Source organism: Methylobacterium sp. J-048 (genome assembly GCF_022829515.1).
In the GTDB taxonomy this organism is placed as follows: Bacteria; Pseudomonadota; Alphaproteobacteria; order Rhizobiales; family Beijerinckiaceae; genus Methylobacterium.
This window is the reverse complement of the sequence record NZ_JAKSYL010000153.1, coordinates 77,836-102,949: the sequence shown is the minus strand read 5'-3', so window position 1 is coordinate 102,949 and position 25,114 is coordinate 77,836. Positions and strand designations below refer to the sequence as shown.

The 25,114-nt window shown below is 69.9% G+C and carries 24 protein-coding genes and 1 pseudogene; 18 read left to right on the top strand and 7 right to left on the bottom strand.

Features of this window, described 5'->3' with window-relative positions; genetic code table 11:
- The 8 genes and pseudogenes from MKL09_RS15345 to MKL09_RS15310 all read left to right on the top strand — a co-directional run.
- Window positions 1-115, top strand: a pseudogene (locus tag MKL09_RS15345) (D-alanine--D-alanine ligase); the annotation flags it as partial.
- A complete protein-coding gene (locus MKL09_RS15340; RefSeq protein ID WP_244021418.1) occupies window positions 82-1,038 on the top strand; it encodes a cell division protein FtsQ/DivIB in 957 nt (318 codons plus the stop codon). The pseudogene MKL09_RS15345 and the gene MKL09_RS15340, both read left to right, overlap by 34 nt.
- A gap of 52 nt (window positions 1,039-1,090) precedes the next feature.
- On the top strand, window positions 1,091-2,413 hold the full coding sequence (gene ftsA / locus MKL09_RS15335) for a cell division protein FtsA (RefSeq protein WP_243968722.1): 1,323 nt from the start codon (window positions 1,091-1,093) through the stop codon (window positions 2,411-2,413).
- A gap of 92 nt (window positions 2,414-2,505) precedes the next feature.
- A complete protein-coding gene (gene ftsZ / locus MKL09_RS15330; RefSeq protein WP_244021417.1) occupies window positions 2,506-4,269 on the top strand; it encodes a cell division protein FtsZ in 1,764 nt (587 codons plus the stop codon).
- Window positions 4,270-4,708: 439 nt separating this feature from the next.
- On the top strand, window positions 4,709-5,656 hold the full coding sequence (gene lpxC / locus MKL09_RS15325) for a UDP-3-O-acyl-N-acetylglucosamine deacetylase (RefSeq protein WP_244021416.1): 948 nt from the start codon (window positions 4,709-4,711) through the stop codon (window positions 5,654-5,656).
- Window positions 5,657-5,848: 192 nt separating this feature from the next.
- Window positions 5,849-6,730, top strand: a complete 882-nt coding sequence (locus MKL09_RS15320) for an outer membrane protein assembly factor BamD (protein WP_244021415.1) — start codon at window positions 5,849-5,851, stop codon at window positions 6,728-6,730.
- A gap of 179 nt (window positions 6,731-6,909) precedes the next feature.
- Window positions 6,910-8,583, top strand: coding sequence for a DNA repair protein RecN (gene recN, locus MKL09_RS15315; RefSeq protein WP_244021413.1), 1,674 nt, complete (start codon window positions 6,910-6,912; stop codon window positions 8,581-8,583).
- A gap of 117 nt (window positions 8,584-8,700) precedes the next feature.
- The gene (locus MKL09_RS15310; protein ID WP_244021411.1) at window positions 8,701-8,901 is read left to right on the top strand and encodes a hypothetical protein; all 201 of its coding nucleotides are present in this window, start codon (window positions 8,701-8,703) and stop codon (window positions 8,899-8,901) included.
- 81 nt (window positions 8,902-8,982) lie between these two features.
- On the opposite strand, the gene MKL09_RS15305 is transcribed toward MKL09_RS15310, so the two are convergent.
- Complete coding sequence (locus MKL09_RS15305; protein WP_244021409.1) at window positions 8,983-9,243, bottom strand: hypothetical protein; 261 nt, start codon at window positions 9,241-9,243, stop codon at window positions 8,983-8,985.
- A 265-nt stretch (window positions 9,244-9,508) separates the two neighbouring features.
- Here MKL09_RS15305 and pstS point away from each other — a divergent pair, with 265 nt between their 5' ends.
- The 6 genes from pstS (at window position 9,509) to phoB (ending at window position 15,313) form a co-directional block, all read left to right on the top strand.
- A complete protein-coding gene (gene pstS, locus MKL09_RS15300; RefSeq protein WP_244021407.1) occupies window positions 9,509-10,549 on the top strand; it encodes a phosphate ABC transporter substrate-binding protein PstS in 1,041 nt (346 codons plus the stop codon).
- Between the two features lie 85 nt (window positions 10,550-10,634).
- Window positions 10,635-11,612, top strand: coding sequence for a phosphate ABC transporter permease subunit PstC (gene pstC / locus MKL09_RS15295; protein WP_244021405.1), 978 nt, complete (start codon window positions 10,635-10,637; stop codon window positions 11,610-11,612).
- A 12-nt stretch (window positions 11,613-11,624) separates the two neighbouring features.
- Entirely contained in the window at window positions 11,625-12,521 is an 897-nt protein-coding gene (gene pstA, locus MKL09_RS15290) for a phosphate ABC transporter permease PstA (protein WP_244021403.1), read from the top strand.
- Window positions 12,522-12,604: 83 nt separating this feature from the next.
- Window positions 12,605-13,420, top strand: a complete 816-nt coding sequence (gene pstB, locus MKL09_RS15285; RefSeq protein ID WP_243945425.1) for a phosphate ABC transporter ATP-binding protein PstB — start codon at window positions 12,605-12,607, stop codon at window positions 13,418-13,420.
- A 315-nt stretch (window positions 13,421-13,735) separates the two neighbouring features.
- Window positions 13,736-14,458 (top strand): phosphate signaling complex protein PhoU, encoded by a 723-nt coding sequence (phoU, locus tag MKL09_RS15280; RefSeq protein WP_244021401.1) that lies wholly within the window; start codon window positions 13,736-13,738, stop codon window positions 14,456-14,458.
- A gap of 159 nt (window positions 14,459-14,617) precedes the next feature.
- A complete protein-coding gene (gene phoB, locus MKL09_RS15275; RefSeq protein ID WP_243945579.1) occupies window positions 14,618-15,313 on the top strand; it encodes a phosphate regulon transcriptional regulator PhoB in 696 nt (231 codons plus the stop codon).
- 17 nt (window positions 15,314-15,330) lie between these two features.
- Here the strand turns inward: phoB and MKL09_RS15270 are convergent, their stop codons facing one another.
- The 4 genes from MKL09_RS15270 to MKL09_RS15255 all read right to left on the bottom strand — a co-directional run bounded on the left by MKL09_RS15270 (window position 15,331) and on the right by MKL09_RS15255 (window position 20,388).
- Complete coding sequence (locus tag MKL09_RS15270; protein WP_244021399.1) at window positions 15,331-17,478, bottom strand: protein-disulfide reductase DsbD family protein; 2,148 nt, start codon at window positions 17,476-17,478, stop codon at window positions 15,331-15,333.
- Window positions 17,479-17,633: 155 nt separating this feature from the next.
- Window positions 17,634-18,143: a hypothetical protein gene (locus MKL09_RS15265; protein WP_244021397.1), complete on the bottom strand. Its 510-nt coding sequence runs from the start codon at window positions 18,141-18,143 to the stop codon at window positions 17,634-17,636.
- The gene (locus MKL09_RS15260; RefSeq protein WP_244021395.1) at window positions 18,130-18,423 is read right to left on the bottom strand and encodes a hypothetical protein; all 294 of its coding nucleotides are present in this window, start codon (window positions 18,421-18,423) and stop codon (window positions 18,130-18,132) included. Before MKL09_RS15260 ends, MKL09_RS15265 begins: the two co-directional genes overlap by 14 nt.
- A 132-nt stretch (window positions 18,424-18,555) precedes the next feature.
- Complete coding sequence (locus MKL09_RS15255; protein WP_244021393.1) at window positions 18,556-20,388, bottom strand: aminopeptidase P family protein; 1,833 nt, start codon at window positions 20,386-20,388, stop codon at window positions 18,556-18,558.
- Window positions 20,389-20,575: 187 nt separating this feature from the next.
- Here MKL09_RS15255 and MKL09_RS15250 point away from each other — a divergent pair, with 187 nt between their 5' ends.
- Window positions 20,576-20,836: a hypothetical protein gene (locus MKL09_RS15250; RefSeq protein ID WP_244021391.1), complete on the top strand. Its 261-nt coding sequence runs from the start codon at window positions 20,576-20,578 to the stop codon at window positions 20,834-20,836.
- Between the two features lie 184 nt (window positions 20,837-21,020).
- Here the strand turns inward: MKL09_RS15250 and MKL09_RS15245 are convergent, their stop codons facing one another.
- Window positions 21,021-21,941 (bottom strand): 50S ribosomal protein L11 methyltransferase, encoded by a 921-nt coding sequence (locus tag MKL09_RS15245; protein WP_244021390.1) that lies wholly within the window; start codon window positions 21,939-21,941, stop codon window positions 21,021-21,023.
- Between the two features lie 314 nt (window positions 21,942-22,255).
- Between MKL09_RS15245 and MKL09_RS15240 the strand changes: the two genes are divergently transcribed.
- The 3 genes from MKL09_RS15240 to modB all read left to right on the top strand — a co-directional run bounded on the left by MKL09_RS15240 (window position 22,256) and on the right by modB (window position 24,394).
- Complete coding sequence (locus tag MKL09_RS15240; RefSeq protein ID WP_244021389.1) at window positions 22,256-22,399, top strand: hypothetical protein; 144 nt, start codon at window positions 22,256-22,258, stop codon at window positions 22,397-22,399.
- A 477-nt stretch (window positions 22,400-22,876) separates the two neighbouring features.
- Entirely contained in the window at window positions 22,877-23,686 is an 810-nt protein-coding gene (gene modA / locus MKL09_RS15235) for a molybdate ABC transporter substrate-binding protein (RefSeq protein WP_244021388.1), read from the top strand.
- Window positions 23,687-23,701: 15 nt separating this feature from the next.
- Entirely contained in the window at window positions 23,702-24,394 is a 693-nt protein-coding gene (gene modB / locus MKL09_RS15230; RefSeq protein ID WP_244021387.1) for a molybdate ABC transporter permease subunit, read from the top strand.
- A gap of 39 nt (window positions 24,395-24,433) precedes the next feature.
- Here the strand turns inward: modB and MKL09_RS15225 are convergent, their stop codons facing one another.
- A complete protein-coding gene (locus tag MKL09_RS15225) occupies window positions 24,434-25,090 on the bottom strand; it encodes a glutathione S-transferase family protein (RefSeq protein ID WP_244021386.1) in 657 nt (218 codons plus the stop codon).
- Window positions 25,091-25,114: the final 24 nt, after the last annotated feature.

Sequence of the window (25,114 nt, the reverse complement as noted above, 5' to 3'; positions counted from 1 at the left end):
CACGCAACCCGGCATGACCCAGACGAGCCTTGTGCCTGAGATGGCGGCCCATGCGGGCCTGGGTTTCGGTGAGCTCGTCCGATGGATGGTGGAGGACGCTTCTCTGAATCGCTGAGCGGCGGTGACGCTGCCGGTCGCAGCCTTCCCGCGCGCCTCGTCGGCGCCGCGCTGGACCGGCTCACCGGACGCGCGCCCGCCCGCTCCCTCTCGGTGCGCCGGGCCCGCAAGGGCCAGCTCCTGACCGAGCGCCTGCCGCGGGGCGTCGGCACCGTGGGCGTCTCCGTGTCCCTCGCCGCCGTGGCGCTCGCCGGCTTCGTGGCGAGCGGGCGCTACGACTCCTTCGTGACCGAGCAGGGCCGGCCCCTCGATATCGCCGCCCGTGTCCTCGGCTTCGGCGTCCAGCGCGTGACCATCTCGGGCATCTCGCGGATGTACGAGCGTGAGGTGCTGGCCGCGGCCGGGATCGACTGGCGCTCCTCCGTTCCGTTCCTGGATGTCGTCGAGGTCCGCGAGAAGCTGCTGCGCGTGCCGCTGATCGCCCAGGCCTCGGTGCGGAAGATCTACCCGAACGAGATCGCCATCACCCAGGTGGAGCGCGAGCCCGCCGCCCTCTGGCAGAAGAACGGCGAGATCAACGTGATCGCCGCCGACGGCACCGTGATCGACGCCATGCGCGACGACCGCTACGCCACCCTGCCGCTGGTCGTCGGCGACGACGCCAACAACAAGCTTCCGGAATATCTCGCCCTCATCGCCGCCGCCGGGCCGCTCTCCGAGCGGATCAAGGCCGGGACCTACGTCTCCGGCCGGCGCTGGACGCTCAAGCTCGACGGCGTCGACGTGCGGCTGCCCGAGATCGACCCGGCCGCGGCGCTCGCCCGCCTCGTCCGGTTCGAGCGCGAGGCCGGCCTGCTCGAGAAGGACATCATCGCGGTGGACCTGCGCATGCCGGACCGCCTGGTGGTGCGCCTGACCGAGGAGGCCGCCGCCGCCCGCGCGGAAGCCCAGAAGGCGAAGAAGAAGGGCGCGGCCAGCTGATGCCCTCAACCGCAATCTCCGCCCGTCCCGCCTTCTGCGTCCGGTAGTGTCAATGCACAGCCAACACGGCCTCACGCCGCGACTGAAGCCGCTCTCGGCCCGACGCTCGACCACCCTGTCGGTGCTCGACATCGGCACCAGCAAGGTCGTCTGCCTCATCGCCGAATTGCAGCCCGCCGAGGCGCTCTCGACCCTGCGCGGCCGGACGCACCTCGCCCGGATCATCGGCATCGGCCATCAGCGCTCGCTGGGGCTGAAGGGCGGAGCGATCGTCGATCTCGCCGCCGCCGAGGGCGCGATCCGTCAGGCGGTCCACGCCGCCGAGCGGATGGCCAAGGTCGAGGTCCAGTCGGTCATCGTCAACATGTCCGGCGGGCGGCTCGCCTCGCAGCACTTCCAGGCCCGGGTGAACGTCCGCTCCGGCACCGTCACCGGCAGCGATGTCGAGCGGGTGCTGGAGACGGCGAGCGCCCACGGCGTCAGCCCCGGCCGGGCCGTGCTGCACGCGCTGCCCACCGGCTACGCGCTGGACGGGCAGGGCGCGGTCATCGATCCGTCGGGCATGATCGGCGAGGCCCTCGGGGTCGACCTGCACGTCGTCACCAGCGAGTTGGCCGCCGCCCGCAACGTCATGCTGGCGGTGGAGCATTGCCACCTCGGGGTCGAGGCGGTGATCGCCACGCCCTACGCCGCCGGGCTCTCGGCCCTGGTGGATGACGAGGCCGAGATGGGCGTGTGCGTCGTCGACATGGGCGGCGGCACCACCAGCGTCGGGGTGTTCTCGGGCGGCCACCTCGTCCACGTGGACGCTGTCGCGGTCGGTGGCCATCACGTCACCATGGACATCGCCCGGGGCCTCTCGACCCGCATGGCCGCGGCCGAGCGGTTGAAGACCCTCTACGGCTCGGCCCTCTCCACCCCGTCCGACGAGCGCGACATGATCGCCGTGCACGGGGTCGGCGAGGACGAGGGCGAGGCCCCGGCCCACATCCCGCGCTCGCAGCTGGTGCGGATCATCAAGCCGCGGGTCGAGGAGGTGGTCGAGCTGGTGCGCGACCGCCTGCGCGATGCCGGCTTCGCCGCCCAGGCCGGCCGGCGGGTGGTGCTGACGGGCGGCGCCAGCCAGCTCGTGGGCCTGCCCGAGGTCGCCCGCCGCATCCTCCAGGGCCAGGTCCGGATCGGCCGGCCGCTCGGGATCCGCGGCCTGCCCGAGGCGGCCAAGGGACCGGCCTTCTCGGCCGCCGTCGGCCTGCTGGTCTACCCGCAGGTGGCGCATGCCGAGCATTTCGAGCCGCGGGGGCACGGCGCCTTCGCGGCCACGGGATCGGACCGGTACATCAACCGGGTCGGCCGCTGGCTCCGGGAGAGCTTCTAGGGTTTCACCCCCGCCCTCACGGGCGGGGGATCGAAAAAATATCGGCGCCGCAGCGCCGCACGGAAAGCAGAGTAAGCGAGAGGCTCGACACCATGGCCATTACCCTCCAGGCGCCGGACATCCGGGAACTCAAGCCCCGCATCACCGTCTTCGGTGTCGGCGGCGCAGGCGGCAACGCAGTCAACAACATGATCGAGTCGGGCCTGCTCGGCTGCGAGTTCGTGGTCGCCAACACCGACGCGCAGGCGCTCACCTCCTCGAAGGCCGAGCGGGTGATCCAGATGGGCCTGGGCGTGACCCAGGGTCTGGGCGCCGGCTCGCACCCGGAGGTCGGCTCCGCCGCCGCCGACGAGGTGATCGACGAGATCCGCGACCAGCTCTCGGGCGCCCACATGTGCTTCATCACCGCCGGCATGGGCGGCGGCACCGGCACCGGCGCCGCGCCGGTCATCGCCCGCACCGCCCGCGACATGGGCATCCTGACGGTCGGCGTCGTGACCAAGCCGTTCCAGTTCGAGGGCGTGCGCCGCATGCGCACCGCCGAGTCGGGCATCCAGGAGTTGCAGGCCGCGGTCGACACCCTGATCGTGATCCCGAACCAGAACCTGTTCCGCGTCGCCAACGAGAAGACCACCTTCGCCGACGCCTTCGCGATGGCCGACCAGGTGCTCTACTCCGGCGTCGCCTGCATCACCGACCTGATGGTCAAGGAAGGCCTGATCAACCTCGACTTCGCCGACGTCCGGGCGATCATGCGCGGCATGGGCAAGGCCATGATGGGCACCGGCGAGGCGTCGGGCGAGAAGCGCGCCAACCGCGCCGCCGAGGCCGCCATCGCCAACCCGCTCCTCGACGACGTCTCCATGAAGGGCGCCCGCGGCCTGCTGATCTCGATCACCGGCGGCTCCGACCTGACCCTGTACGAGCTCGACGAGGCCGCCACCCGCATCCGCGAGGAGGTCGATCAGGACGCCAACATCATCCTGGGCGCCACCTTCGACGAGAGCCTCGACGGCATCATTCGCGTGTCGGTGGTCGCCACCGGCATCGAGCCGCTGCTGATCTCGGCCAACGCGACCAACAACCCGGTGATCGCCGAGACCGAGCAGCGCATCGCCGAGGTCGCCGAGCGCCTGCGCGCGGAGGCCCGCGCCCGCGCGTCGTCGCCGGTCCCGAGCATTCGCACGGACTCGATCGCCCAGGCCCCCGCGCAGAACCCGGCGCCGGCCGCCCCGCAGCCGGCCCCCGAGGCCCGGACCGAGACCCGGTTCGAGGCGCCCGCGCCGGTCGCCCGTGACGAGGTCGTCCTCGCCCCGTCTCAGCCGCGGGCCGCCGCGCCGTTCGTCCCGGCCCCCGCCCCGCAGCAGGCCGAGCCGGCGCCGCAGTTCCAGGCCGGTCCGTTCGTCCCGCCGCGCCCGGCCGCCCCGGCCGCCGCGCCGCTCGCCCGCGCCCCGCGCATGCCGCAGATCCACGAGCTGCCGCCGATCGCCCAGAACCAGATCCTGGCGAGCCGGTCGGCGGAGGAAACCGCTCCGGAATCCAAGCGGACCTCGCTGCTGCGCCGTCTCGCCACGGTCGGCTTCGGCGGCCGGCGCGACGAGATGGAGGGCGTGCCCGCTCCCCGGGCTGCGGCCCCGGTCGCGCCGCAGCCGCACATGGCGCAGCCTCCGCTGGCTCAGTCCCCGCTGGCTCAGTCCCATGTGCCGCCGGCCCCGCGCGCTCCGCTTCCGCAGGCGCCGCAGTACCGGCCGGCCCAGGGCGGCCTCGATGCCCAGGGTCGCGTCGCGCCGCAGTCCCGGATGATGGACGACGATCAGCTCGAGATCCCGGCCTTCCTCCGCCGCCAGGCGAACTGAACGGCCGAGCGACGGGACGGAACCGGGGAGCCGGCGGGAAACCGCCGGCTCTTCGCGTCGCAATGAAGCAACTCTTGGTTGCGGAGGGAAAGGACTGGAGTCACAGTCCGGTTAACGTCTGTGACGCTATCCCCAGCTGCGTGATGTATCGGCGCCACAGAATGGCCGTCGGTTAGCCACGCATTAACCAAGCTTTAAGCCTTTGTGCCGACAGGATTTTAGCTGCTCCAAACAGCAAGCGTGTCTGTAACAGAGCGTAAGAATCCGTGATTTGGCTGCCCTGTGCGGTGCAGCTATAGACACTCGCAGACCAATGAGACGCGCTGCAGGACACAACCTGATGGCGCGGATAGGGGCTTCAAGCAGCGGACGGATCGGACAGTTTCCTCACCATCCTGGGTCGGGATGGCGGGACCTGATCGCGGCCGGGGGCTAATGAATGCGAACGCATAAACAGACGACCCTGAAGGGGCCGGTGACACTCTCGGGCGTAGGGGTCCATTCCGGGAACCCGGCCGAGATCACGATCCGCCCCGCTCCGGCCAATCACGGCATCGCGTTTCTTCGTACCAGCACCACCCACGGCAACGACCGCCTGATCAAGGCCCATCACGCCCTCGTCTCCGCCACCGAACTCTGCACCGTCATCGGTGACGTCGAGACCGGTGCCGTCGCCACCATCGAGCACCTGATGTCCGCCCTCTACGGATTGGGCGTCGACAACGCCCTCGTGGAGATCGACGGGCCCGAGATGCCGATCCTCGACGGCTCCGCCCTCCAGTTCGTTCAGGCCATCGACGCGGTCGGGATCGCCTCCTGCGGCACCCCGCGCCGCTGGCTCAAGGTCCTGCGTCACGTCCGCATCGAGACCGGCCGCGCCTTCGCGGAACTCCGTCCGATCGACCGGGGCTTCCGCCTCGACGTGGAGATCGATTTCGACAGCCCGGTGATCGGCCGCTCGCGCAAGGCGATGGACCTGTCGCCCGCCACCTACCGCCGGGAGATCGCCGGCGCCCGCACCTTCGGGATGATGAAGGACGTGGAGCGCTACTGGAAGGCGGGGTTCGCGCTGGGTGCCTCCCTGGAGAACACCGTCGCGGTCGGCGAGACTGCGGTGGTCAACCCCGAGGGCCTGCGCTTCCCGGACGAATTCGTCCGCCACAAGATCCTCGACGCGGTCGGCGACCTCGCCCTGGCCGGCCTGCCGATCCAGGGCGCCTACCGGTCCTATTGTGGCGGCCACCGGATGAATGTCGGCGTGCTCTCCGCGCTGTTCGCCGACCGGTCGAACTACGCCATCGTCGAGGCGCAGGGCTCGCGCCGCGAGGCCGTGCTCTCGGAACTCGGCGTCGGCTTGAACATCGCCGCCTTCGCGGGCGAGCTCTGACCCCGGACCTGTAACCCGCGAGCCACAGCCGGCAACCGATCCTGGCTGCCGCAGCCTTGCCGCTTTCGTGCCCGAATCGAACGTCAGGGTTTAACGGTCCGTGAATGACGGGCACGGCCCGGTCGGGCCGGATCCACTCACGCGATGGCACGACGGCGCGGGACGTGCGCCGGTCCCGGGAAAGAACGCCAGATGCCTGTCACCATTCGTCATCGCCGGGCGGCGGCCTTCATGGCGCCCCTCGTGGCCGTTCTCGGCCTGGGCCTCGGCGGCTGCGACTTCGACCCGACCAATCTCTTCGCCGAGAAGTACAAGCCCGAGGTCGTGCCGGATGTTCCGGCGGACAAGCTGTACAGCGAGGGCTTGGCCAAGCTGGAAGACAGCGACTACGAGGGCGCCGTCAAGAAGTTCGATAATCTCGACAAGCAGTACCAGTATTCCGAGTGGTCCCGGAAGGCGCTGCTGATGACGGCGTACGCGAACTACGAGGGCCAGAAATACGACGAGGCGATCAGCGCCGCGAAGCGGTACCTGCAGCGCCACCCGGCCAGCAAGGATGCCGCCTACGCGCAGTACTTGATGGCGATGTCGAACTACAAGCAGATCCCGGACGTGACCCGGGACCAGGATCGCTCCGAAAAGGCGCTCGTCTCCCTGCAGGAGCTGGTCCAGAAATACCCGACCTCCGAGTACTCGACCGATGCGCGGTCCAAGATCCAGATTACCCGCGATCAGCTCGCCGGCAAGGAGATGGAGGTGGGCCGCTTCTACCTGGAGCGGCGCAACTTCCCGGCCGCGATCAACCGGTTCCGCGACGTGGTCGCCAAGTACCAGACCACCCGCCACGCGGAAGAGGCGCTTGAGCGCCTGACCGAGGCGTACTGGGCGCTCGGCATCACCCAGGAGGCGCAGAACTCCGCGGCCGTGCTGGGGCACAACTTCCCGGACAGCCCCTGGTACAAGGATGCGCACGCGCTCCTGGCCACGGGCGGCGTCGAGCCCCGCGAGGAGAAGGGTTCGTTCCTCTCGAAGATCTACCGCTCCGTGACGGGCAAGACCGCCTCGGCCGAGTGACGTCACCGGCAGGCCGCGGCCTGCCCGATCGAGCCTCAGGGCCCGGAGCCGCCGCTCCGGGCCTTTCTCGTCCGCGCAGCCCCGCGTCACCGGAGATGCGCCGCGACGCATTTTTGGGATGAATCTGCGCCGCAGCGGCCTTATGTCTGCGGTCCCGCCCTCAGGAATCCCGTCGCCGCATGCTGGCGCAGCTCGCGATCCGCGACATCGTTCTGATCGACAGGCTCGAACTGAATTTCCGGACGGGGCTGAGTGTCCTGACCGGAGAGACGGGCGCGGGCAAATCGATCCTGCTCGACGCCTTCGCCCTGGCTCTGGGCGGTCGCGGCGACGGCCGGCTCGTGCGCCACGGCGAGCCGCAGGGCGGCGTCACCGCAGTGTTCGACCTGCCGCTCGATCATCCGGCGCGCGCGATCGCGGCCGAGGCCGAGATCGACACCGAGGGCGACCTGATCCTGCGCCGGACCCAGATGGCAGACGGCCGCACCCGCGCCTTCGTCAACGACCAGCCGGTCGGCGTGCAGGTCCTGCGGGCGATCGGTGCGGCCCTGGTCGAGATCCACGGCCAGCACGACGACCGCGCTTTGGCCGATCCGGCCTCCCACCGGGCGATCCTCGACGCCTTTGGGGGCCTGCAGGCTCAGCTCACGAAGGTGGCCGCAGCGGCCAAGGCCGTGCGCGCGGCGCGTGGCGAACTGGCCGAGCACCGCGCTCGGATCGAGGCGGCCCGCAAGGAGGCCGATTTCCTGCGCCACGCGGTCGAGGAGCTCGCCGCCCTGGCGCCGCTTCCCGGGGAGGAGGCCCAGCTCGCCGAGCGCCGCAGCGTCATGCAGCAATCCGAAAAGGTCGCGCGCGAGCTGAACGAGGCGCTGGACGCGGTCGGCGGCCCGCATTCCGGGGTGCCACACATCTCGGCCGCCCTGCGCAAGCTGGAGCGCCGCGCCGGTCAGCTCCCGGCGCTGATCGATCCCTGCGTCAACGCCCTCGACGCCGCCATGGTCGCCCTCGACGAGGCACGCGCGGTACTGGACGCCGCCGTCTCCGAGACCGAGTTCGACCCGCGCGACCTGGAGCGCGCGGAGGAGCGGCTGTTCGCGCTCCGGGCGGCGTCCCGCAAATACGACGTCCCGGCCGACGACCTCGCGGCTCTCGCGGAGCGCTATGCCGGCGAGGTCGCGACCCTCGATGCCGGGGAGGCCGCCCTCGAAGGCCTGGAACAGACCCGCGCCAAGGCCGAGGCGCACTATGCCGAAGCGGCGGAAAAACTCAGCGCCGGGCGCCGCCGGGCGGCCAAGCAGCTCGACGCCGCCGTGAAGGCCGAGCTGCCGCCGCTGAAGCTCGAACGCGCCCGATTCATCACCGAGATTGCCACCGACCCGGAGGCGCGCGATCCCGCGGGGATCGACCGGGTCGAGTTCTGGGCGCAGACCAACCCCGGCACCAAGCCCGGTCCGATGATGAAGGTCGCCTCCGGCGGCGAGTTGTCGCGCTTCATGCTGGCCCTGAAGGTCGTGCTCGCCGACAAGGGCTCGGCCCCGACCTTGATCTTCGACGAGATCGACACCGGGGTCGGCGGCGCGGTGGCCGACGCGATCGGCCTGCGCCTCGCCCGGCTCGCCGCAACCGTGCAGGTGGTGGCGGTGACCCATGCGCCCCAGGTCGCGGCCCGCGCGAGCACGCACTTCCTGATCGCCAAGGCCCCCGTGAAGGGCGCCGGCCGGGTCGCGACCCGGGTGGCGAGCCTGCCCGTGGCCGAGCGCCGCGAGGAGATCGCCCGTATGCTGGCAGGCGCCACGGTGACCGACGAGGCCCGGGCGGCGGCGGCCCGGCTGCTCCAGGGCGCGGATGCGTGAACGGACGTCAACCTTAACCGCTGGTTGAGCGTAACGCTTCATTAACCATTTTCGACGAGACTGATTGCATCCCGGGACCGTGGTCAGGAGCGCGCGGTTGAAGGGCGGGAGGAACGCATGAAGCCGTCAATCGTCGCGTCCCAGGGGCGCCCGCATCTGGGTCGGTCCCTCAAACAGGCGATCGATACGCAGCAGCTCGGGCTGACGCTCCGCACCGTCTACGAGGGCAGCGTCGACACCCAGCCGATCACCGACACCCAGGTGGAACTGCTCCTGCGCCTGCGCCAGAAGGAGCGAGAGCTGCGTCGGGCCGGATAAGGCTCCCATCCGGGACCCGTCATCCCCGAATCGGTCTTCGTATCCGCGCAGAGTTTTTTTCAGACACACCGTCGCCGAGCGCTACCAGCGCCGCGAGCCGGGCCGCCGGCGGTATTCCGCCGCCCGGATCAGCGTCAGGATCCTGTCGAGATCCACCAGAAGTTCGGCTTCCTCGACGCGCGCCTGGGCGATGGCGTCGGCATCGGTGCCGAAGCGCTGGCGCGCCTGCGCCAAGGTCAACGCACGCTCCACCGCCTCACGGTCGGCATGCAGCGCAAGCCATGCGGCGTCCGGACCTGCCGCGTCGGGACCTTTCTCTGCATCGGTCCCCTGGTCAGTCACGATCCGAATACCTTCCTGAAGCCGCGCGCAGCATCGTCCGCCGATCGGCCCGGGCCGCCACCGGGCATGAACGCGCGAGCGCCCCGAACCGTGCCGTCGGTGGTGCGGCGCGGTGTCATGGCGGTGTCATCTCTCTGTCGTAACGCCCGGCCCATCGGGCGGCCGGCGCCGGGTCTCTTGGAAGACCGGCCGCACAGCTCTGCCGCGGGCATGGGCTTGCCGGCAGGGAAGCGCAGGCTTTCGCCCGACGGCAACGGAGATACCCTTGAGACCCTTCGCTTACGCGCTCGCCGTCGGCCTCGCGACGGTTCAGCTGGCGTCCGCGGCACTCGCTGCCGATATCACGGGAGCCGGCGCCACGTTCCCGTTCCCGGTCTACTCCAAGTGGGCCGAAGCCTACCGCAAGGAGACCGGCTCGGGACTGAACTACCAGTCCATCGGCTCGGGCGGCGGCATCAAGCAGATCCAGGCCAAGACCGTCGATTTCGGCGCCACCGACGCGCCGCTCAAGGGCGAGCAGCTGGCCAAGGACGGCCTCATCCAGTTCCCGACCGTGATGGGCGGCGTCGTGCCGGTGGTGAACATCGCCGGCCTCGAGCCCGGCAAGCTGAAGCTCACCGGCGACATCCTGGCCGACATCTACGCCGGCAAGATCTCGAAATGGTCCGACCCGCGGATCGCGAAGCTCAACGAGGGCGTGAAGCTCCCCGACGCCACCATCACCCCGGTCTACCGCTCCGACGCCTCCGGCACGACCAACATCTTCACCACCTACCTGTCCCAGGCCTCCGAGACCTGGAAGAAGGAGTACGGTGCGGCCACCACGATCTCCTGGCCGGTCGGGCAGGGCGGCAAGGGCAACGAGGGCGTGACCGCCACCGTGAAGCAGGTGCCGAACGCCGTCGGCTACGTCGAATCCGCCTACGCCAAGCAGAACAAGCTCGCCTACGCCCTGCTGCAGAACAAAGCCGGCAAGTATCCGCAGCCGGAGGACAAGGCTTTCCAGGCGGCCGCCGCCAGCGCCGACTGGAAGTCAGCCCCGGGCTTCGGGATCTCGCTGACCAACCAGCCGGGCGACGACGCGTGGCCGATCACGGCGGCGACGTTCATCCTTGTCCACAAGGAACCGGCTGATCCGGCCAAGGCCGCCGATACGCTCAAGTTCTTCGATTGGGCCTACAAAAACGGCGACAAGCTCGCCTCGGACCTCGATTACGTGCCGCTTCCGGACAATGTCGTCGGTCTGATCCACGAAGAGTGGAAATCCGTGAAGGGCAAGGACGGTAAGCCCGTCTTCAACATGTGAGTGAGACAGGGAGGGGGTGTGTCGCCCCCTCCCTCGCATCGCGGCCCGCACCGCGCTACCACGCCCCCTTCGCAGAGAATCGCGGATGCCCGCTTTGACCGAGACGATTGCCCTCGCACGACCCCGCGCCGCCGCCGCGCGCAAAGGGCCGAGCCGGAGCCTCGACACCCTGTTCCGGGTCTGCTCCTACGGCGCGGCCCTGTTCGTGCTCGTCGTGCTCGCCGGAATCCTGGGGTCGATCCTGTACGGCGGCTGGCCCGCTTTCCGCGAATTCGGCTTCGCCTTCCTGACCTCGAGCGCCTGGAACGTCGGGACCGAGCAGTACGGCGCCCTGGTCGCCGTCATCGGCACCGTGGCCTCCGCCACCCTGGCGCTGCTGATCGGCGTGCCGGTCTCCCTCGGGATCGCGGTCTACCTCACGCAGCTCTGCCCGGGCTGGGCGCGCAAGCCGGTGGCGATGACCATCGAGCTGCTCGCCGCGGTGCCGAGCATCATCTACGGCATGTGGGGCCTGTTCGTGTTCGCGCCGCTCTTCGCGCGCGTCATCCAGATCCCGGTCTCGAACGTCGTCGAGGGCCTGCCGATCGTCGGCACGCTGTTCTACGCCCGGGTGCCGTCGGGCGTCGGCGTGTTCACCGCCGGCATCATCCTGGCGATCATGATCGTGCCGTTCATCGCCTCGATCGCCCGCGACATGCTCGACCAGATCCCCACCGTGCTGCGCGAGAGCGCCTACGGGATCGGCTGCACCACCTGGGAGGTGGTGCGTCACGTGCTGGTGCCGCAGGCCTCCGTCTCGATCATCGGGGCGATCATGCTCGGCCTCGGGCGGGCGCTCGGCGAGACGATGGCGGTGACCTTCGTGATCGGCAACGCCAACCGCCTCTCGGCCTCGATCTTCGACCCGAGCTCGACGATCGCGTCGCGCATCGCCAACGAGTTCAACGAGGCGGACGGCCTGCAGCTCAACGCCCTGATGGCCCTGGGCTGCATCCTGTTCGTCATCACCTTCGTGGTGCTCATCATCGCCCGGCTGCTGACGCGCCGCGTGAAGGCGGCCTGAGGAGGGCTCACGATGGACGCGTCCAACCCCATGACCCTCTCCGACTCCGCGCCGCACCGCACCGGGCGCGTCCGCTCCAGCCGGCGGATCGCCGACCGGGTGCTGCGGACCGCTTGCCTGGTCGCCACGATCGTCGGCGCCGTGGTGCTCGGCTCGATCCTGCTGATGCTGATCATCCAGGGCGTGCGCGGCTTTACCCCCGCCATGTTCGTGCATCCGACCCCGGGGCCCGGCTCCGAGGGCGGCGGCATCGCCAACGCGATCCTGGGCAGCCTCGTGCTCACCGGCATCGGCATCACGATCGCGACGCCGATCGGCGTCATGGCCGGGACCTACCTCGCCGAATACGGCCGGTTCTCGAAGATCGCCGGGCTGATCCGCTTCCTCAACGACATCCTGCTCTCGGCGCCGTCGATCCTGATCGGCCTGTTCGTCTACACCCTGATGGTGCGGCCGATGGGGACCTATTCGGGCTGGGCCGGCGGCGTGGCGCTCGCGATCATCGCAGTTCCGGTGATCGTGCGCACCACCGAGGACATGATGCGCCTGGTGCCGGGCACCCTGCGCGAGGCCGGCGCGGCGCTCGGCGCTCCGGCCTCGACGGTGATCATCAGCGTCACCTGGCGGGCGGCCTCGGCCGGCATCGTCACGGGCATTATCCTGGCCCTGGCTCGCATCGCGGGCGAGACCGCGCCGCTCCTGTTCACGGCGCTCAACAACAATTCCTGGTTCTCGCCCGACCTGATGGGCGGCGTCGCGAACCTCCCGGTGATGATCTACCAGTTCGCCCTCTCGCCCTACCCGAACTGGCAGAGCCTTGCCTGGGCCGGTGCGCTCCTGATCACCGCGACGATCCTGGTGCTGTCGATCATCGCCCGTCTCGTCATCAAGCCGCAGATGTCGCGCTAGACGTCTGATTTTGCATCATCGCTCCCGAAGGCCGAAGCCACCTTTCGGGCTGATGCGTGAAGACCCTTTTCGAGGACACGACGATGAACGCCGCCTCCGCGATCCCCACGGTCGATCTCACCCGCAACCACGCCAACGAGGGCGGGGCGGTCCGCATCGCCGTGAAGGGCCTGAATTTCTACTACGGCAGCTTCCACGGGCTGAAGAACGTCGACATCAACTTCCACGACCGGCAGGTCACGGCTTTGATCGGCCCGTCCGGCTGCGGCAAGTCCACCCTGCTGCGCTGCTTCAACCGGATCTACAGCCTGTACCCGGAGCAGCGGGCCGAGGGGCAGATCCTGCTCGACGGCCAGAACGTGCTCGACCCCTCCGTCGACCTGAACGAGCTGCGCTCGCGCATCGGCATGGTGTTCCAGAAGCCGACGCCGTTCCCGATGTCGATCTACGACAACGTCGCCTTCGGGTTGCGCCTCTACGAGAAGCTGCCGAAATCCGAACTCGACGGACGGGTGGAGCAGGCGCTGCGCAAGGCCGCCCTCTGGGACGAGGTCAAGGACAAGCTGCGCCAGGCCGGCACCGGGCTCTCGGGCGGCCAGCAGCAGCGCCTGTGCATCGCCCGCACCGTGGCCCAGAGCCCGGAGGTGATCCTGTTCGACGAGCCGACCTCGGCGCTCGACCCGATCTCCACCGGCCGCATCGAGGAGCTGATCGAGCAGCTGCGCGACGAGTTCACCATCGTGATCGTCACTCACAACATGCAGCAGGCGGCGCGCATCTCGCAGTTCACCGCCTTCATGTATCTCGGTGAGCTGATCGAGTTCGGCCCGACCAACCGGATGTTCATGAATCCTGTGGAGCAGCGGACGCAGGATTACATCACCGGCCGGTTCGGCTAAGCATTCGCTCAAGAGTTGAGTAAGCTTCCGGCGTAGACACGTGAGCCACCAGCAACACCCGAGGCCGCGCTCGATCGCGAAGCGCTTGGCGCGACCTTGGAACACGCCGCGCTGATCTGGGAACATCGGCACACCCGCGCTGTTTGTTGGGACGTGCGGGTGAGAGGGCGCCAATCCTCACCTCGGCGCCGCGTGTTCCAGACCATGCAAGGGATTGGGTACCGGGGAACGCGCCGCGGTATCCGTGATCGTAGCGGCGGGTTTCCGCCAAACCTCGCGGATCAAGGTTTGCGGGACGCCATCGAAGGATCCACCATGCCCGGCCATATCGTCAGCTCCTACGACACCGACCTGGACGACCTCCGCCGCTCGATCTCCGAGATGGGCGGCGTCGCCGAGAAGATGGCCGCCGAGGCGACCGATGCCCTGGTCCGCCGGGACGATACCCTCGCCCAGGCGGTGATCCTCGCCGACAAGCGCCTCGACGCGCTCCAGCGCGATATCGAGGAGCGGGCCGTGCTGCTGATCGCCCGGCGCCAGCCGCTGGCGATCGACCTGCGCGAGACCATCTCGGCGATCCGCGTCTCGGGCGATCTCGAGCGGATCGGCGACCTCGCCAAGAACGTCGCCAAGCGCGTGGTCGCGATCTCCGATCAGGCGCCCGCCCAGAAGATCGTGCTCGGCGTCCGCCACATGAGCGACCTCGCGGAGGCACAGCTCAAGGACATCCTCGACGCCTATGCCAGCCGCGACGTCAAGGCCGCCTATGATGTCTGGGAGCGGGACGGCGAGATCGACGCGCTGTACAATTCGCTGTTCCGCGAGCTCCTGACCTACATGATGGAGGATCCGCGCAACATCTCGTTCTGCACGCATCTGCTGTTCTGTGCGAAGAACGTCGAGCGGATCGGCGACCACACCACCAACATCGCTGAGACGATTCACTACCTCGCCACCGGCGAGACGCTGGTGGGCGAGCGGCCGAAGAACGATGCGTCGAATTACGCGACGGTCGGCCCCGCCGCCACGGCGCCGTGACGGGCGGATTGTGACGCGTCCGGCGCGGCGCGCGATCCTGCCTGTGAGGCAGAGTCGGATTAAGGGTGCGCGCAGGTTGAGGGAGCGCGGCATCTGCCGCACCATCCGCCTGCCCGAGCCGTCCGGTGCCGTTTACAGAACAGGTTATCGCACGTGAGCATGCAAGTCCTGATCGTCGAGGACGAGGAGGCCCTGACCACCCTGCTGCGCTACAACCTCGAAGCCGAGGGTTTCTTGGTGGATTCCGCCACGCGCGGCGACGATGCGGAGCTTCTTCTGGCCGAGCGCACGCCCGATCTCGTCCTGCTCGACTGGATGCTGCCGGGCCTCTCGGGGATCGAGCTGTGCCGCCGCATCCGGGCCCGGCGCGAGACCGAGCGGCTGCCGGTGATCATGCTCACCGCCCGCGGCGAGGAGGGCGACCGGGTCCGCGGCCTCGGCACGGGTGCCGACGACTACATCGTCAAGCCGTTCTCGGTCCCGGAGCTGCTCGCCCGGGTTCGGGCGCTGCTGCGCCGGGCCAAGCCCTCCCATGTCGCCGATCGGCTGGCGGCGGGCGACATCGAGCTCGACCGAACCGGCCATCGGGTACGCCGCGCCGGCGAGGAACTGCATCTCGGCCCGACCGAGTTCCGGCTGCTCGAATTCCTGATGCTGGCGCCCGGCCGGGTCTTCTCCCGCGAGCAGCTCCTCGACGGGGTCTGGGGCCACGACGTCTATATCGACGAGCGCACCGTGGACGTGCATGTCGGGCGCCTGCGCAAGGCGCTCAACGCCCCGCGGCAGGCCGACCCGATCCGCACGGTCCGGGGCTCGGGCTACGCCTTCGACGAGACGTTTTCGCTGGAAGCCTGACCGGGCGAGGGTCTGGATCAGCGGGACAGAGCCGCGCTCTTGGCCGCAGCGGCCGGCACCGTCTCCAGGGCCGCCAGAACCGTCCCCTCGGTGAGGATCTGCGGCAGCACCTGGGGTTCTCCGGTCCCGGCGTAGAGCAGGTACAGCGGCACGCCGCTGCGCCCGTGCTTCTCCAGGAGACGGGTGATCTCGGGGTTCTGGTTGGTCCAGTCGCCCTTCAGGTAGATCACGCCCCGATCCTTCATGGCGGCCCGGACGGCTGTCGTGGACAGCGACGTCGTCTCGTTGACCGCGCAGGTGATGCACCACGCAGCGGTCATGTTCACGAAGACCGGCCGGCGCTGGTTCACCAGGGTGTCGAGGCGGGCCTGGGTGAACGGCTCGATGCCGTTGGCGGCCGCCTGGGCAACCGGGGCGGCCCGGTCGAGGCTCAGCGTGAGGGCCGCGACGGCCAGGATCGTCAGCAGCGCGAGGCCCTGGGCGATCCGCCCGGCACGCGGGGCCGCGGCGCGCCCGTGCTCCCAGGCCCAGGCTGCGAAGCCCACCAGCACGAGGCCGATCAGCGCCGCCAGCAACCCCTGCGGGCCGACCTGCTGCGCCAGAACCCAGACCAGCCACGCCACCGTGGCGTAGACCGGGAAGGCCAGGACCTGCTTCAGGGTCTCCATCCAGGCCCCGGGCCGCGGCAGCGCCCGCAGGGCCGGCGGCCACAGGGTGACCGCCAGGAACGGGAGGGCGAGGCCGAGCCCGAGGCTGGCGAACACCGCCAGCGCGACGCCGGCGCTCTGGGTCAGGGCGAAGCCCACCGCCGAGCCCATGAACGGGGCCGTGCAGGGGGTCGCCACCAGGGTCGCGAGCACGCCCGTGAAGAACGAGCCGCTGAGCCCCGAGCGCTGGGCCAGCCCGTCGCCGAGGCCGGCGAGCCGGCCGCCGAGATGGACCACGCCGGACAGGCTCAGACCCATCACCAGCAGCAGGTAGGCAAGCCCGGCCACGACGGCCGGCGATTGCAATTGAAAGCCCCAGCCGATCGCCGCCCCGCCGCCCTTCAAGGCGAGCAACAGGCCGGCCAGCCCGAGGAAGCTCGCCAGCACCCCGGCGGTGTAGGCGAGGCCGTGCAGGCGGACCCGGGCGGGACTCTCGCCCGCGTGTCGCACGAGGCCGAGCACCTTGATCGACAGGACCGGGAAGACGCAGGGCATCAGGTTGAGGATCAGGCCGCCGAGAAAAGCGAGCCCGGCCGCGGTCGCTAGCGTCAGGGCATCGAAGGCGGGGGCGCCCGGCAGTGCAGCCGCGGCCTCGGGCGCGACCGTGGCGGCCACCGGCAGCACCGGCTCGTCGCCATACGCGAAGGCGAGGCGGTGCGTGCCGGCGCCGGTCGCCTCGTCGATCGTCAGCAAGCCCGGCAGGGCGGCCGGCGCCGGCTCGTTCGGGTTGCTCCGGGCGAGGGTGAGATGCAGGCCGGATGCGTCGATCGTCATCACCTGCGCGGCGGCGTTGTCGATCGCGGTCTCGGAATAGGGGAAGAAGGACGCGCCCTTGATGGTCTCGGGCTTGAGGCCGGTGGCGGCGAAATCGAGCTGCAGCGTGTCGCCCTGGCTGGAGAGGTGCAGCGGCCAGAGCGCCGGGGCGGGCAGGGCGGCCCGAGCCCGCTCGAACAGAGCGGCCTGGTCGGAATCGGGTCGAGGCTCGCCCACCGGCAGGGTCAGGGCGAGGTCGGCGGAGCCCGGCACACATTCGGTCTCGCAGACCAGATAGGTCAGCTTGGCCTGGATCCGCACCGGATCGGCCGGATCGAGGCTCGGCGGCGGCGTGACCGGCACGAGCAGCGTGACCTCGCCCTCGTAGCCATAGTTCATTAGCGTCGCGATCGCGATGCGCTCGGGCGCCGGCCACCGGATCGCGCCGACGTTGAAGCCCGCCGGCAGGGTCCAGGTCACCTCCGGCGGCAGGCCGGAATCGCCCGGATTGCGCCAGTAGACGTGCCAGCCCGGCTTCACCTGCATCCGCACGGCCAGAGTAAAAGGTTGCGCGCCCGCCGCCGCGACGGGCTCTGCGACGAGGCTCGGCCGCACCAGATCGGGCGGCGTGCGGAAGCCTTGAGCCGACGCGGCCGACAGGCTCGCGGCAAGCATCAGGACCAGGAATGCGAGGCGGCGGATCATACTGTCCCTTCGCGCGCGGGGCGGCCGTGGTTTCGCCGACGATGTTGTCCGGCCCGGCGCAGGCTTTTCGTGCAGGGGACCTTATAGCGCGCTGGTCCACGCCCTGTCCTCCGCTCAGCTCTGTGAGACCGAGACCATGACGCCGCTGGGATCGCTCAGCGGGGCTCGAATAGGATGAGGTAGAGGAACGCCCGTCGCTGATCCGCCCTCAGATGGGCCAGCCGGTTGACCGCCGACCGGGCCGTCTGAAGCGCAGCCCGCGCATCGGTTTGCAGGAAGGAGAGGGACGGATCGTAGTCGGCGGCGTGGCGCCGGTCCTGCAAGTCCGAAACGGCCCCGGCAATCGTGATGACGTGACCACCAAATCCACCGGGCGGCTCGTACCGCCTGATCTTCGGCTTGAGCGTCGCGGCCTGGAGATCGTTGCAGATGCTTTTCAACCGCTGGTGAGAGACTGAACGATACGCCAGCGTCCAGAGCGGATCCTTGCGCCGCGTCCGCCCCAGCGCCTCGTCGGCCGCAGCCGTCAGGATCGCATGAAACAAGCCGTAATAGGCGTTCGAGAAGGTCCGGCGCAGATCGGCCTGCCGCAACGAGCCGCGGCCGATTTGGAGAAGAAGCGCATCCGCCTGGCTGAACAGATGTTCGGGATTAATCAGCGCCAAGTTCGTCGAGCTCGCGCTGCTCGGCATACTCGACGACAACGCGCAGCGTCTCGCCGGCCTTCTGCAAGGCCTTGCGGATAGCCAAGCCGGCATCGAGCAGCTTGTCGCCGTCGAGCTGGTCGATGGCGTCGTCGGCGACGATCAGCTGGACGCGTCGGACATCGTCACCGTCGGACCCTTCCATGTCGCCGAGGCGGACAGCTTGCACCAGGGGGCTGCCGAAGGACGCGTTGGCGGCCTTCTTAGCGACTTCGGCGAGATCCGGAGAACGTCGGGGCATGATCGAGCACCCTCGATAAGTCTGGCCGGCCGGCCCGTTGTGCGAACGAACAGACGCCGACCCGGCGGCCCGCTCACTCTGTCGTGCCGCCTTCGCCCGCACAAGGGTGCGCCCGGAGCAACGTCGCGTCCCTCAATCAGCCAGCGGCGCCGTGGCGCGGTCCAGCCACACGCGGGCTTCCGCGTCGACGAGCGGTGCCAGGGTGCTCCGCACCCGGGCGTGATAGGCGTCGATCCAGGCCCGCTCCTCCGGCGCGAGCAGGTCCGGGCGGATCAGCCGCCGGTCGTAAGGGGCGAGCGTCAGGGTCTCGAAGCCGAGCATCGAGCGCTCGCCGCCGGGGATCGCGCGCGGCTCGACCAGGACGAGGTTCTCGATCCGGATGCCGTAGGCGCCGCGCGCGTAGTAGCCCGGCTCGTTCGACAGGATCATGCCGGGTTCCAGGGCGACGGTCCCGGTCTTGGCGATGCGCTGCGGCCCCTCGTGCACCGACAGGAAGGACCCGACGCCGTGGCCGGTCCCGTGGTCGAAGTCGAGCCCGGCCTGCCAGAGCGGGGCGCGGGCGAAGGCGTCGATCTGGGCGCCGGTGGTGCCTTTCGGGAAGACCGCCCGGGCGATGGCGATGTGGCCCTTCAGCACCCGGGTGAAGCGGTCGCGCATCTCGTCCGTCGGTTCGCCGACCGCGACCGTGCGGGTGATGTCGGTGGTGCCGTCCGGGTATTGCGCGCCCGAATCGATCAGGAACAGCTCCCCCCGCCGCACCACACGGTCGCTGGCGCGGGTGACCCGGTAATGCACGATCGCCCCGTTCGGGCCGGAGCCCGAGATCGTCGGGAACGACACGTCGCGCAGGTCGCCGCCGGCCGCGCGGACATCCTCCAGGGCCTCCACGGCGGCGATCTCGCTCAGGCCCCCCGCGGCGGCGGCGGCGTCGAGCCAGGCCAGGAAGCGCACCACGCTCGCGCCGTCGCGGGTATGGGCGGCGCGGGCGCCTTCGATCTCGGCAGCGTTCTTGACCGCCTTCATGGCGGTGATCGGGTCCTTGCCGATATCGGCGGTCCCGCCCGCGGCCTCGATCTTCTCCTTGAGGGCGACGGCGCCGGTGGTGGAATCGACCCGGACGCGCACGCCGCTGAAGGACCCGAGCCCGTCATCGAGGTCGGCCCGGGTCAGGATCTCGGCTACGGGCGCCAGGGCCGCCCGCAAGCCCGGATCGACCTTCGGTGAGACCAGGAACAGCCGCGCCCGCCCTTCGCGGGGCAGGATCGCGTAGCCCAGCGCCAGGGGAGTATGGCCGACATCGGAGCCGCGCAGGTTGAACGCCCAGGCGAGATTGTGCGGGTCCGAGATCACCAGGGCGTCGCAGCCGCCCTCGGCCAAGGCCGCGCGCACCCGGGTGAGTTTTTCAGCGACCGCCTCGCCCGCGAAAGCCTCGGGATGGATCACCACCGGCCCGGACGCCGGCTTCGGCCGGCCGGCCCAGACGGCGTCGACGAGGTTGGGCACGGCCCGCACCGAACCGCCGGCCTTCACCGCCGCCCGCTCCAGGCGCGCGACACCGTCCGACGTGTGCAGCCAGGGATCGTAGCCCAGCACCTGATCGCGCTTGAGGTTTTCGGCGATCCAGGCCTCGGCGGTCGATTCGGCCAGCGGCACCACGGTGACCACGCCGGTATCGACCTGCTCGGGGGCCTGCAGGGTGTAGCGGCCGTCGACGATCAGGGCCGCGGATTCACCGAGGATCACCGCGGTCCCGGCCGATCCGGTGAAACCGGTGAGCCAGGCCAGCCGCTCCGCGTCGGCGGGCACGTATTCCGATTGGTGCTCGTCGGCGCGGGGCACGACGAAGCCGTCGAGGGCGGTCTCGCGCAGGGCCGCGCGCAACGCTTCGATTCGCTCGGCCCCCTTGCGGTGGCTCGGATCGTCGAAGGTCTGGAAACGGGGTCGGGACGGACTTGGCTCTGTCATGCGACGAGCCTATCGCCGGGCGGTCCCCGGTCGCAACCGCGCGGGATCCGCGCGCGGTGTATCGGTTTCGCATCACCGCGTCCGAAAGCCGGACATTCCCTGGCGGGACGATGCTCCATCCCTTAACCTATGGTTTAGCATCGCGCGCAATCTTATCACGTCAGTTCTTCGCCCTATCTCCCCACTTATGCCACGCCGCGTCTTCTACCGGATCAGCGACAGACCCGATGGCCTCTTCGACGCCATCACTACGATCGAGCCCGACACGGTGATCCGGCGCGATGGGTTCGGCTCGCTGGCCGAGGTGGAGGAGTGGGTCGACGGCCTGCGTGTACTGATGGCCGCACTGGGCGCTCCGGTCGCACAAGCGGATGACGTCGAAAGCCCGGTCGTCGAGACGAGTTCCGAAACCCCGGGCCGGCCGGGGCGGCTCCGGACCGCACCATAGAGCCCTGGGCGTCGTGCGCGCCGTCAGTCAGGAAATCCGTCAGGGTCGGATGCGGCCGGGTAGGGGCAGGATCCTTGGGCTGGCCGCGGGCCCGTGCATATGCGCCCTCGGTGACGGAATCGGCGAGCGGATCATGATCCGGCGTCTGACTCAGGCCCGGGCAATGCGCAGGCCCGGCGCCGATTCAGCGGCGCGGCCGTTTCGCCGCCCCGCCGCGGGCCAGCACCAGCGCGACCCAGCCCTCGATCAGGCCGTGGCGCACGAGGTGGAAACCCTGGTGGCGATAGGTCGAGAGCACGCCCGGCACGTCGCGCTCGATCAGCCCGGAGAGCACCAGCACCCCCGCGGGCGCGACCACCCCGGACAGCGTCGGGGCGAGGCGCCGCAGGGGACGCGCCAGGATATTGGCGAAGACGAGGTCGAAGTGCCGCGGCCGGTCTGCCAAAAGGTGGCGCACGCCGGGGCCCTCGTAGAGCTTGAGGTAGGGCGCAAGGCCGTTGAGCCGCGCGTTCTCCCGGGCGGTCCGCACCGCCTCGCCGTCGAGGTCGCCGGCCACCACCGGCTGCCGCAGCGCCTTGGCGGCCGCGAAGGCCAGGATCCCGGTCCCGGTGCCGACATCCAGGACATGGGCCGGACGCCGCCGCTTCAACTCGGAGACCAGGGCGCGCAGGCAGCCCAGCGTCGTACCGTGATGGCCGGTGCCGAAGGCCAGTGCCGCCTCGATCTCGATCGGCAGGTCGTTGCCGCGGACCGCGTCGCGGTCGTGCGAGCCGTGCACGAGGAAGCGGCCGGCCCGGACCGGCTTCAGCCCCTCCAGCGAGGTGCGGACCCAATCCTGCTGCTCGATGGTGCGGAACTCGGCGATGTCGGCCTCGTCCCCGATCACCGGGCGGATCAGCGCGCGGATGTAATCCTCGTCCGGCGCGTCGGCGAAATAGGCCTCCAGCCGCCAGGTGCAGCCATCCGCATCCTCGAACGCCGCGACGGCGGTCTCGGTGGGATCGAACATTTCGCCCAGCAGGTCGGTCATCGCCCGAGCCGACCGCTCGTCGGTCGTGAGGCGCAGGACGTGAGTCGGGCGGTGGGGCGGCAGACCTTCGAGCATGATGTCCGGCTGTAACGCCCGGAAGCGCCGCATCACAGGGGCCGGGGTGAAAAAATCGCGTCCGAGGCGACGGGGCCGGGCCGGGCCGGGCCGCGGCATTCGTGCGCCGTGGCGCCGCGCGGCCGATCAGGATTGCTGGTTTGTTGCTGCTCAGACACATCTGACAATGCCCGCATCGAAAGCCATGCAAATCTGTTTCCGCACACGAATTCTGTGATTACAACAGTCTTGGCTTCCCCAAGGCCAGACCCTCAACTCTGGCGCGCCGCTCTTCGTGATCCGGCGCGCCCGTTTTGATCAACGACAGCGCCACCATGAATGCGCCTTTTCTCATCAGCGTCGCCGTCACGCTCACGACGACCCTCGCGGCCACGCTATGGGCGGTGCTGGTCGCAGCCGGCATGACCCCGGCGCCGGATGCCGAGCCACGGGAGCGAGGCAACATCCAGACTTGGTGACGGCGCTGCCCGATTCCGGATTCGCGGATGGAACCGCCCAGGAATGCGGCAGGGTGTCTGCGCGTTAATCACAGAATCCATCGGCTGCCCGCGGAACCGGCGACACCGGCCGGCGTTTTTGCCGGCTCTCGCGAGCGCCGTCATCGAGCAGGGTGCGTACAGCGTGACCAAGTCCAGGCGTTCAGGACCGCGCGGGCCCGTCGTCGTCAGCGATGGGGCCGTCCTTCCTTCCCCCCGCGAGCGTCTTTTCGGCGGTCCCGCGTTGGAGGGTCCGCTTCCCGGCCACCTCCTGGTCCTGCTGAGCCGGCTGCATCGGGCGGAGGCCGCACCGGAGCGGGAGCGTCGCGAGGCGCCCCACTCCTGACCCTCACGGGTTCCCGCCAGCCCTGGCCCCAGGCTTGGCCCGAATGCGTCGCGAGCCTATGGTCCCGCAGCACCCGATGGGATCACGGGTCGCGACAGGGAATGCCCGCGCCGATGCGATTTCACCGACGGATCTGGATCTTCCTCGCGGCGCTGGCCCTCGTCCCGGTTGCGGGTCCGAGTCGGGCCGCCGATCCGGTCGTCGTCTTCGCTGCGGCGAGCCTGAAGAACGCGCTGGACGACGCGACCGGCGGCTGGACGAAAGACGCCGGCAAGACCGTCCGGATTTCCTATGCGGGCTCGAACGCCCTGGCCAAGCAGATCGAGGCGGGGGCACCGGCCGACATCTTCATCTCGGCGGACCAGGCCTGGATGGATTACGCCGAGAAGGCCGGCAGCCTGAAGCCGGGCTCGCGCGTCGAACTCCTGCGCAACGCGCTGGTGCTGATTGCGCCCGGCCCGAAGGATGCCGGCGCCGACCCGCGCGTCGCCCTCGCGCCGAATCTCGGTTCGACGCTCACCCGGCTCCTCAATGGCGGCAAGCTCGCGATGGCCACGATCGATGCCGTCCCGGCCGGGAAATACGGCAAGGCCGCCCTGGAGAAGCTCGGCGGCTGGGACGCCGTGAAGGGGCAGGTCGCCCAGGCCGAGAACGTGCGCGCCGCCCTGCTGCTGGTCGCCCGGGGCGAGGCGCCGCTGGGCATCGTCTACGCGACGGATGCGGCGGCCGATCCCAGTGTGCACGTGGTCGCGACCTTCCCGTCCGACAGCCATCCGCCGATCGTCTACCCGGCGGCCCTCCTCAAGGATTCGTCAAACCCGGATGCCGCCGCCCTGCTGGCCTATCTGCGCGGCACAGCGGCACGCGGCTTCTTCGAGCGCCAGGGTTTCACCGTGATCGGAACCCCCGGCACCGGCCACTAGCCCCGCGCCCCGGCCTTGTTCGACCTGCCCCCCGACGCCTGGAACGCCGTCACCCTGAGCCTGCGGGTGGCGAGCGTCGCGACGCTCGCGAGCCTGCTGCCGGGGCTCGCCGTCGCGTGGCTGCTGGCGCGACGCCGCTTCCCGGGCCGGGCGTTCCTCGACGGGCTGGTCCACCTTCCGCTGATCCTGCCCCCGGTGGTGACCGGCTACCTGCTGCTGCTGATGCTCGGCCGGCGCGGATTCCTCGGGAGCGCGCTCGCGGAGATCGGCATCGTCTTCGCCTTCCGCTGGACCGGGGCGGCGCTCGCCTGCGCGGTGATGGGGTTCCCCCTGATGGTGCGGGCGATGCGGCTGTCGATCGAGGCGGTCGACCCCAGGCTCGAACAGGCGGCCGGCACCCTCGGGGCGAATCCGTTGCTCGTCTTCCTCACCGTCACGCTGCCGCTCAGCCTGCCGGGCTGCATCGCGGGCGCCGTGCTCGCGTTCGCCAAGGCGATGGGCGAGTTTGGGGCGACGATCACCTTCGTGTCGAACATCCCCGGCGAAACCCAGACGCTGCCGTCGGCGATCTACACGCTGACCCAGGTCCCCGGCGGGGAGGGGCCGGCCCTGCGCCTGACCCTGATCTCGGTCGCCCTGTCGGTCGCGGCCCTGCTGGTCTCGGAGTTCCTGGCGTCTCGCGCCGCGCGCCGGTTGCAGGCGGCCTGAATGGCGCGGGGACCGAACGCACCCGCGCGCGGGCACCCATTAGGCATAGGCGTAGGGTCCGCCCCGCTCCAGCGCCCGCCGGTACGCCGGACGCGCATGGATGCGCGCGAGCCACGCGGTGACGCGCGGTCCGGTCCCGGTGCCACGGGCCGCGAAGGCTTCCAGCGGGAAGCTCATCATGATGTCGGCGGCGGAAAATTCCGTGCCGCAGAAATACGGTCGGTCGGCGAGTTCCCCCTCCCAGAACGCCGCGTGCCGTCGCAAATCCGGATCGACGAAGCTTTTGAGCACCGTGTCGGCGATCCCGCGGACCAGGGGCCGCAAGGCCCAGGGGCTCTGCGGGGCCAGGCGTGCGAAGACCAGCTTGAGCAGCAGCGGCGGCATCGCCGAGCCTTCGGCGTAGTGCAGCCAGTAGGTGTAGCGCGCGCGCTCGGGCGTTCCCGGGGCGGGCACCAGGGCGCCGCCGGACCGGTCGGTCAGGTAGGTGACGATGGCGCCAGTCTCGGCCACCACGATCCCGTCCTCCGTGATGATCGGCGACTTGCCCAGCGGGTGGATGGCCGTGAGTTCCGGGGGCGCCCGCATGGTCTGCGGATCCCGATCGTAGCGCTTCACCGTGTAGGGCAGGCCGAGTTCCTCGAGGAGCCAAAGCACGCGCTGCGAGCGGCTGTTCTCGAGATGGTGGACCGTGATCATCGTGGGCGCTCCGTGCCGGGTGCC

Coding starts and splice junctions, on each gene's coding strand:
- MKL09_RS15340 (WP_244021418.1), top strand. CDS start 82: ATGGATGGTGGAGGACGCTTCTCTGAATCGCTGAGCGGCGGTGACGCT.
- ftsA (WP_243968722.1), top strand. CDS start 1,091: ATGCACAGCCAACACGGCCTCACGCCGCGACTGAAGCCGCTCTCGGCC.
- ftsZ (WP_244021417.1), top strand. CDS start 2,506: ATGGCCATTACCCTCCAGGCGCCGGACATCCGGGAACTCAAGCCCCGC.
- lpxC (WP_244021416.1), top strand. CDS start 4,709: ATGCGAACGCATAAACAGACGACCCTGAAGGGGCCGGTGACACTCTCG.
- MKL09_RS15320 (WP_244021415.1), top strand. CDS start 5,849: ATGCCTGTCACCATTCGTCATCGCCGGGCGGCGGCCTTCATGGCGCCC.
- recN (WP_244021413.1), top strand. CDS start 6,910: ATGCTGGCGCAGCTCGCGATCCGCGACATCGTTCTGATCGACAGGCTC.
- MKL09_RS15310 (WP_244021411.1), top strand. CDS start 8,701: ATGAAGCCGTCAATCGTCGCGTCCCAGGGGCGCCCGCATCTGGGTCGG.
- pstC (WP_244021405.1), top strand. CDS start 10,635: ATGCCCGCTTTGACCGAGACGATTGCCCTCGCACGACCCCGCGCCGCC.
- pstA (WP_244021403.1), top strand. CDS start 11,625: ATGGACGCGTCCAACCCCATGACCCTCTCCGACTCCGCGCCGCACCGC.
- pstB (WP_243945425.1), top strand. CDS start 12,605: ATGAACGCCGCCTCCGCGATCCCCACGGTCGATCTCACCCGCAACCAC.
- phoU (WP_244021401.1), top strand. CDS start 13,736: ATGCCCGGCCATATCGTCAGCTCCTACGACACCGACCTGGACGACCTC.
- phoB (WP_243945579.1), top strand. CDS start 14,618: ATGCAAGTCCTGATCGTCGAGGACGAGGAGGCCCTGACCACCCTGCTG.
- MKL09_RS15270 (WP_244021399.1), bottom strand. CDS start 17,478: ATGATCCGCCGCCTCGCATTCCTGGTCCTGATGCTTGCCGCGAGCCTG.
- MKL09_RS15260 (WP_244021395.1), bottom strand. CDS start 18,423: ATGCCCCGACGTTCTCCGGATCTCGCCGAAGTCGCTAAGAAGGCCGCC.
- MKL09_RS15255 (WP_244021393.1), bottom strand. CDS start 20,388: ATGACAGAGCCAAGTCCGTCCCGACCCCGTTTCCAGACCTTCGACGAT.
- MKL09_RS15250 (WP_244021391.1), top strand. CDS start 20,576: ATGCCACGCCGCGTCTTCTACCGGATCAGCGACAGACCCGATGGCCTC.
- MKL09_RS15245 (WP_244021390.1), bottom strand. CDS start 21,941: ATGCTCGAAGGTCTGCCGCCCCACCGCCCGACTCACGTCCTGCGCCTC.
- MKL09_RS15240 (WP_244021389.1), top strand. CDS start 22,256: ATGAATGCGCCTTTTCTCATCAGCGTCGCCGTCACGCTCACGACGACC.
- modA (WP_244021388.1), top strand. CDS start 22,877: ATGCGATTTCACCGACGGATCTGGATCTTCCTCGCGGCGCTGGCCCTC.
- MKL09_RS15225 (WP_244021386.1), bottom strand. CDS start 25,090: ATGATCACGGTCCACCATCTCGAGAACAGCCGCTCGCAGCGCGTGCTT.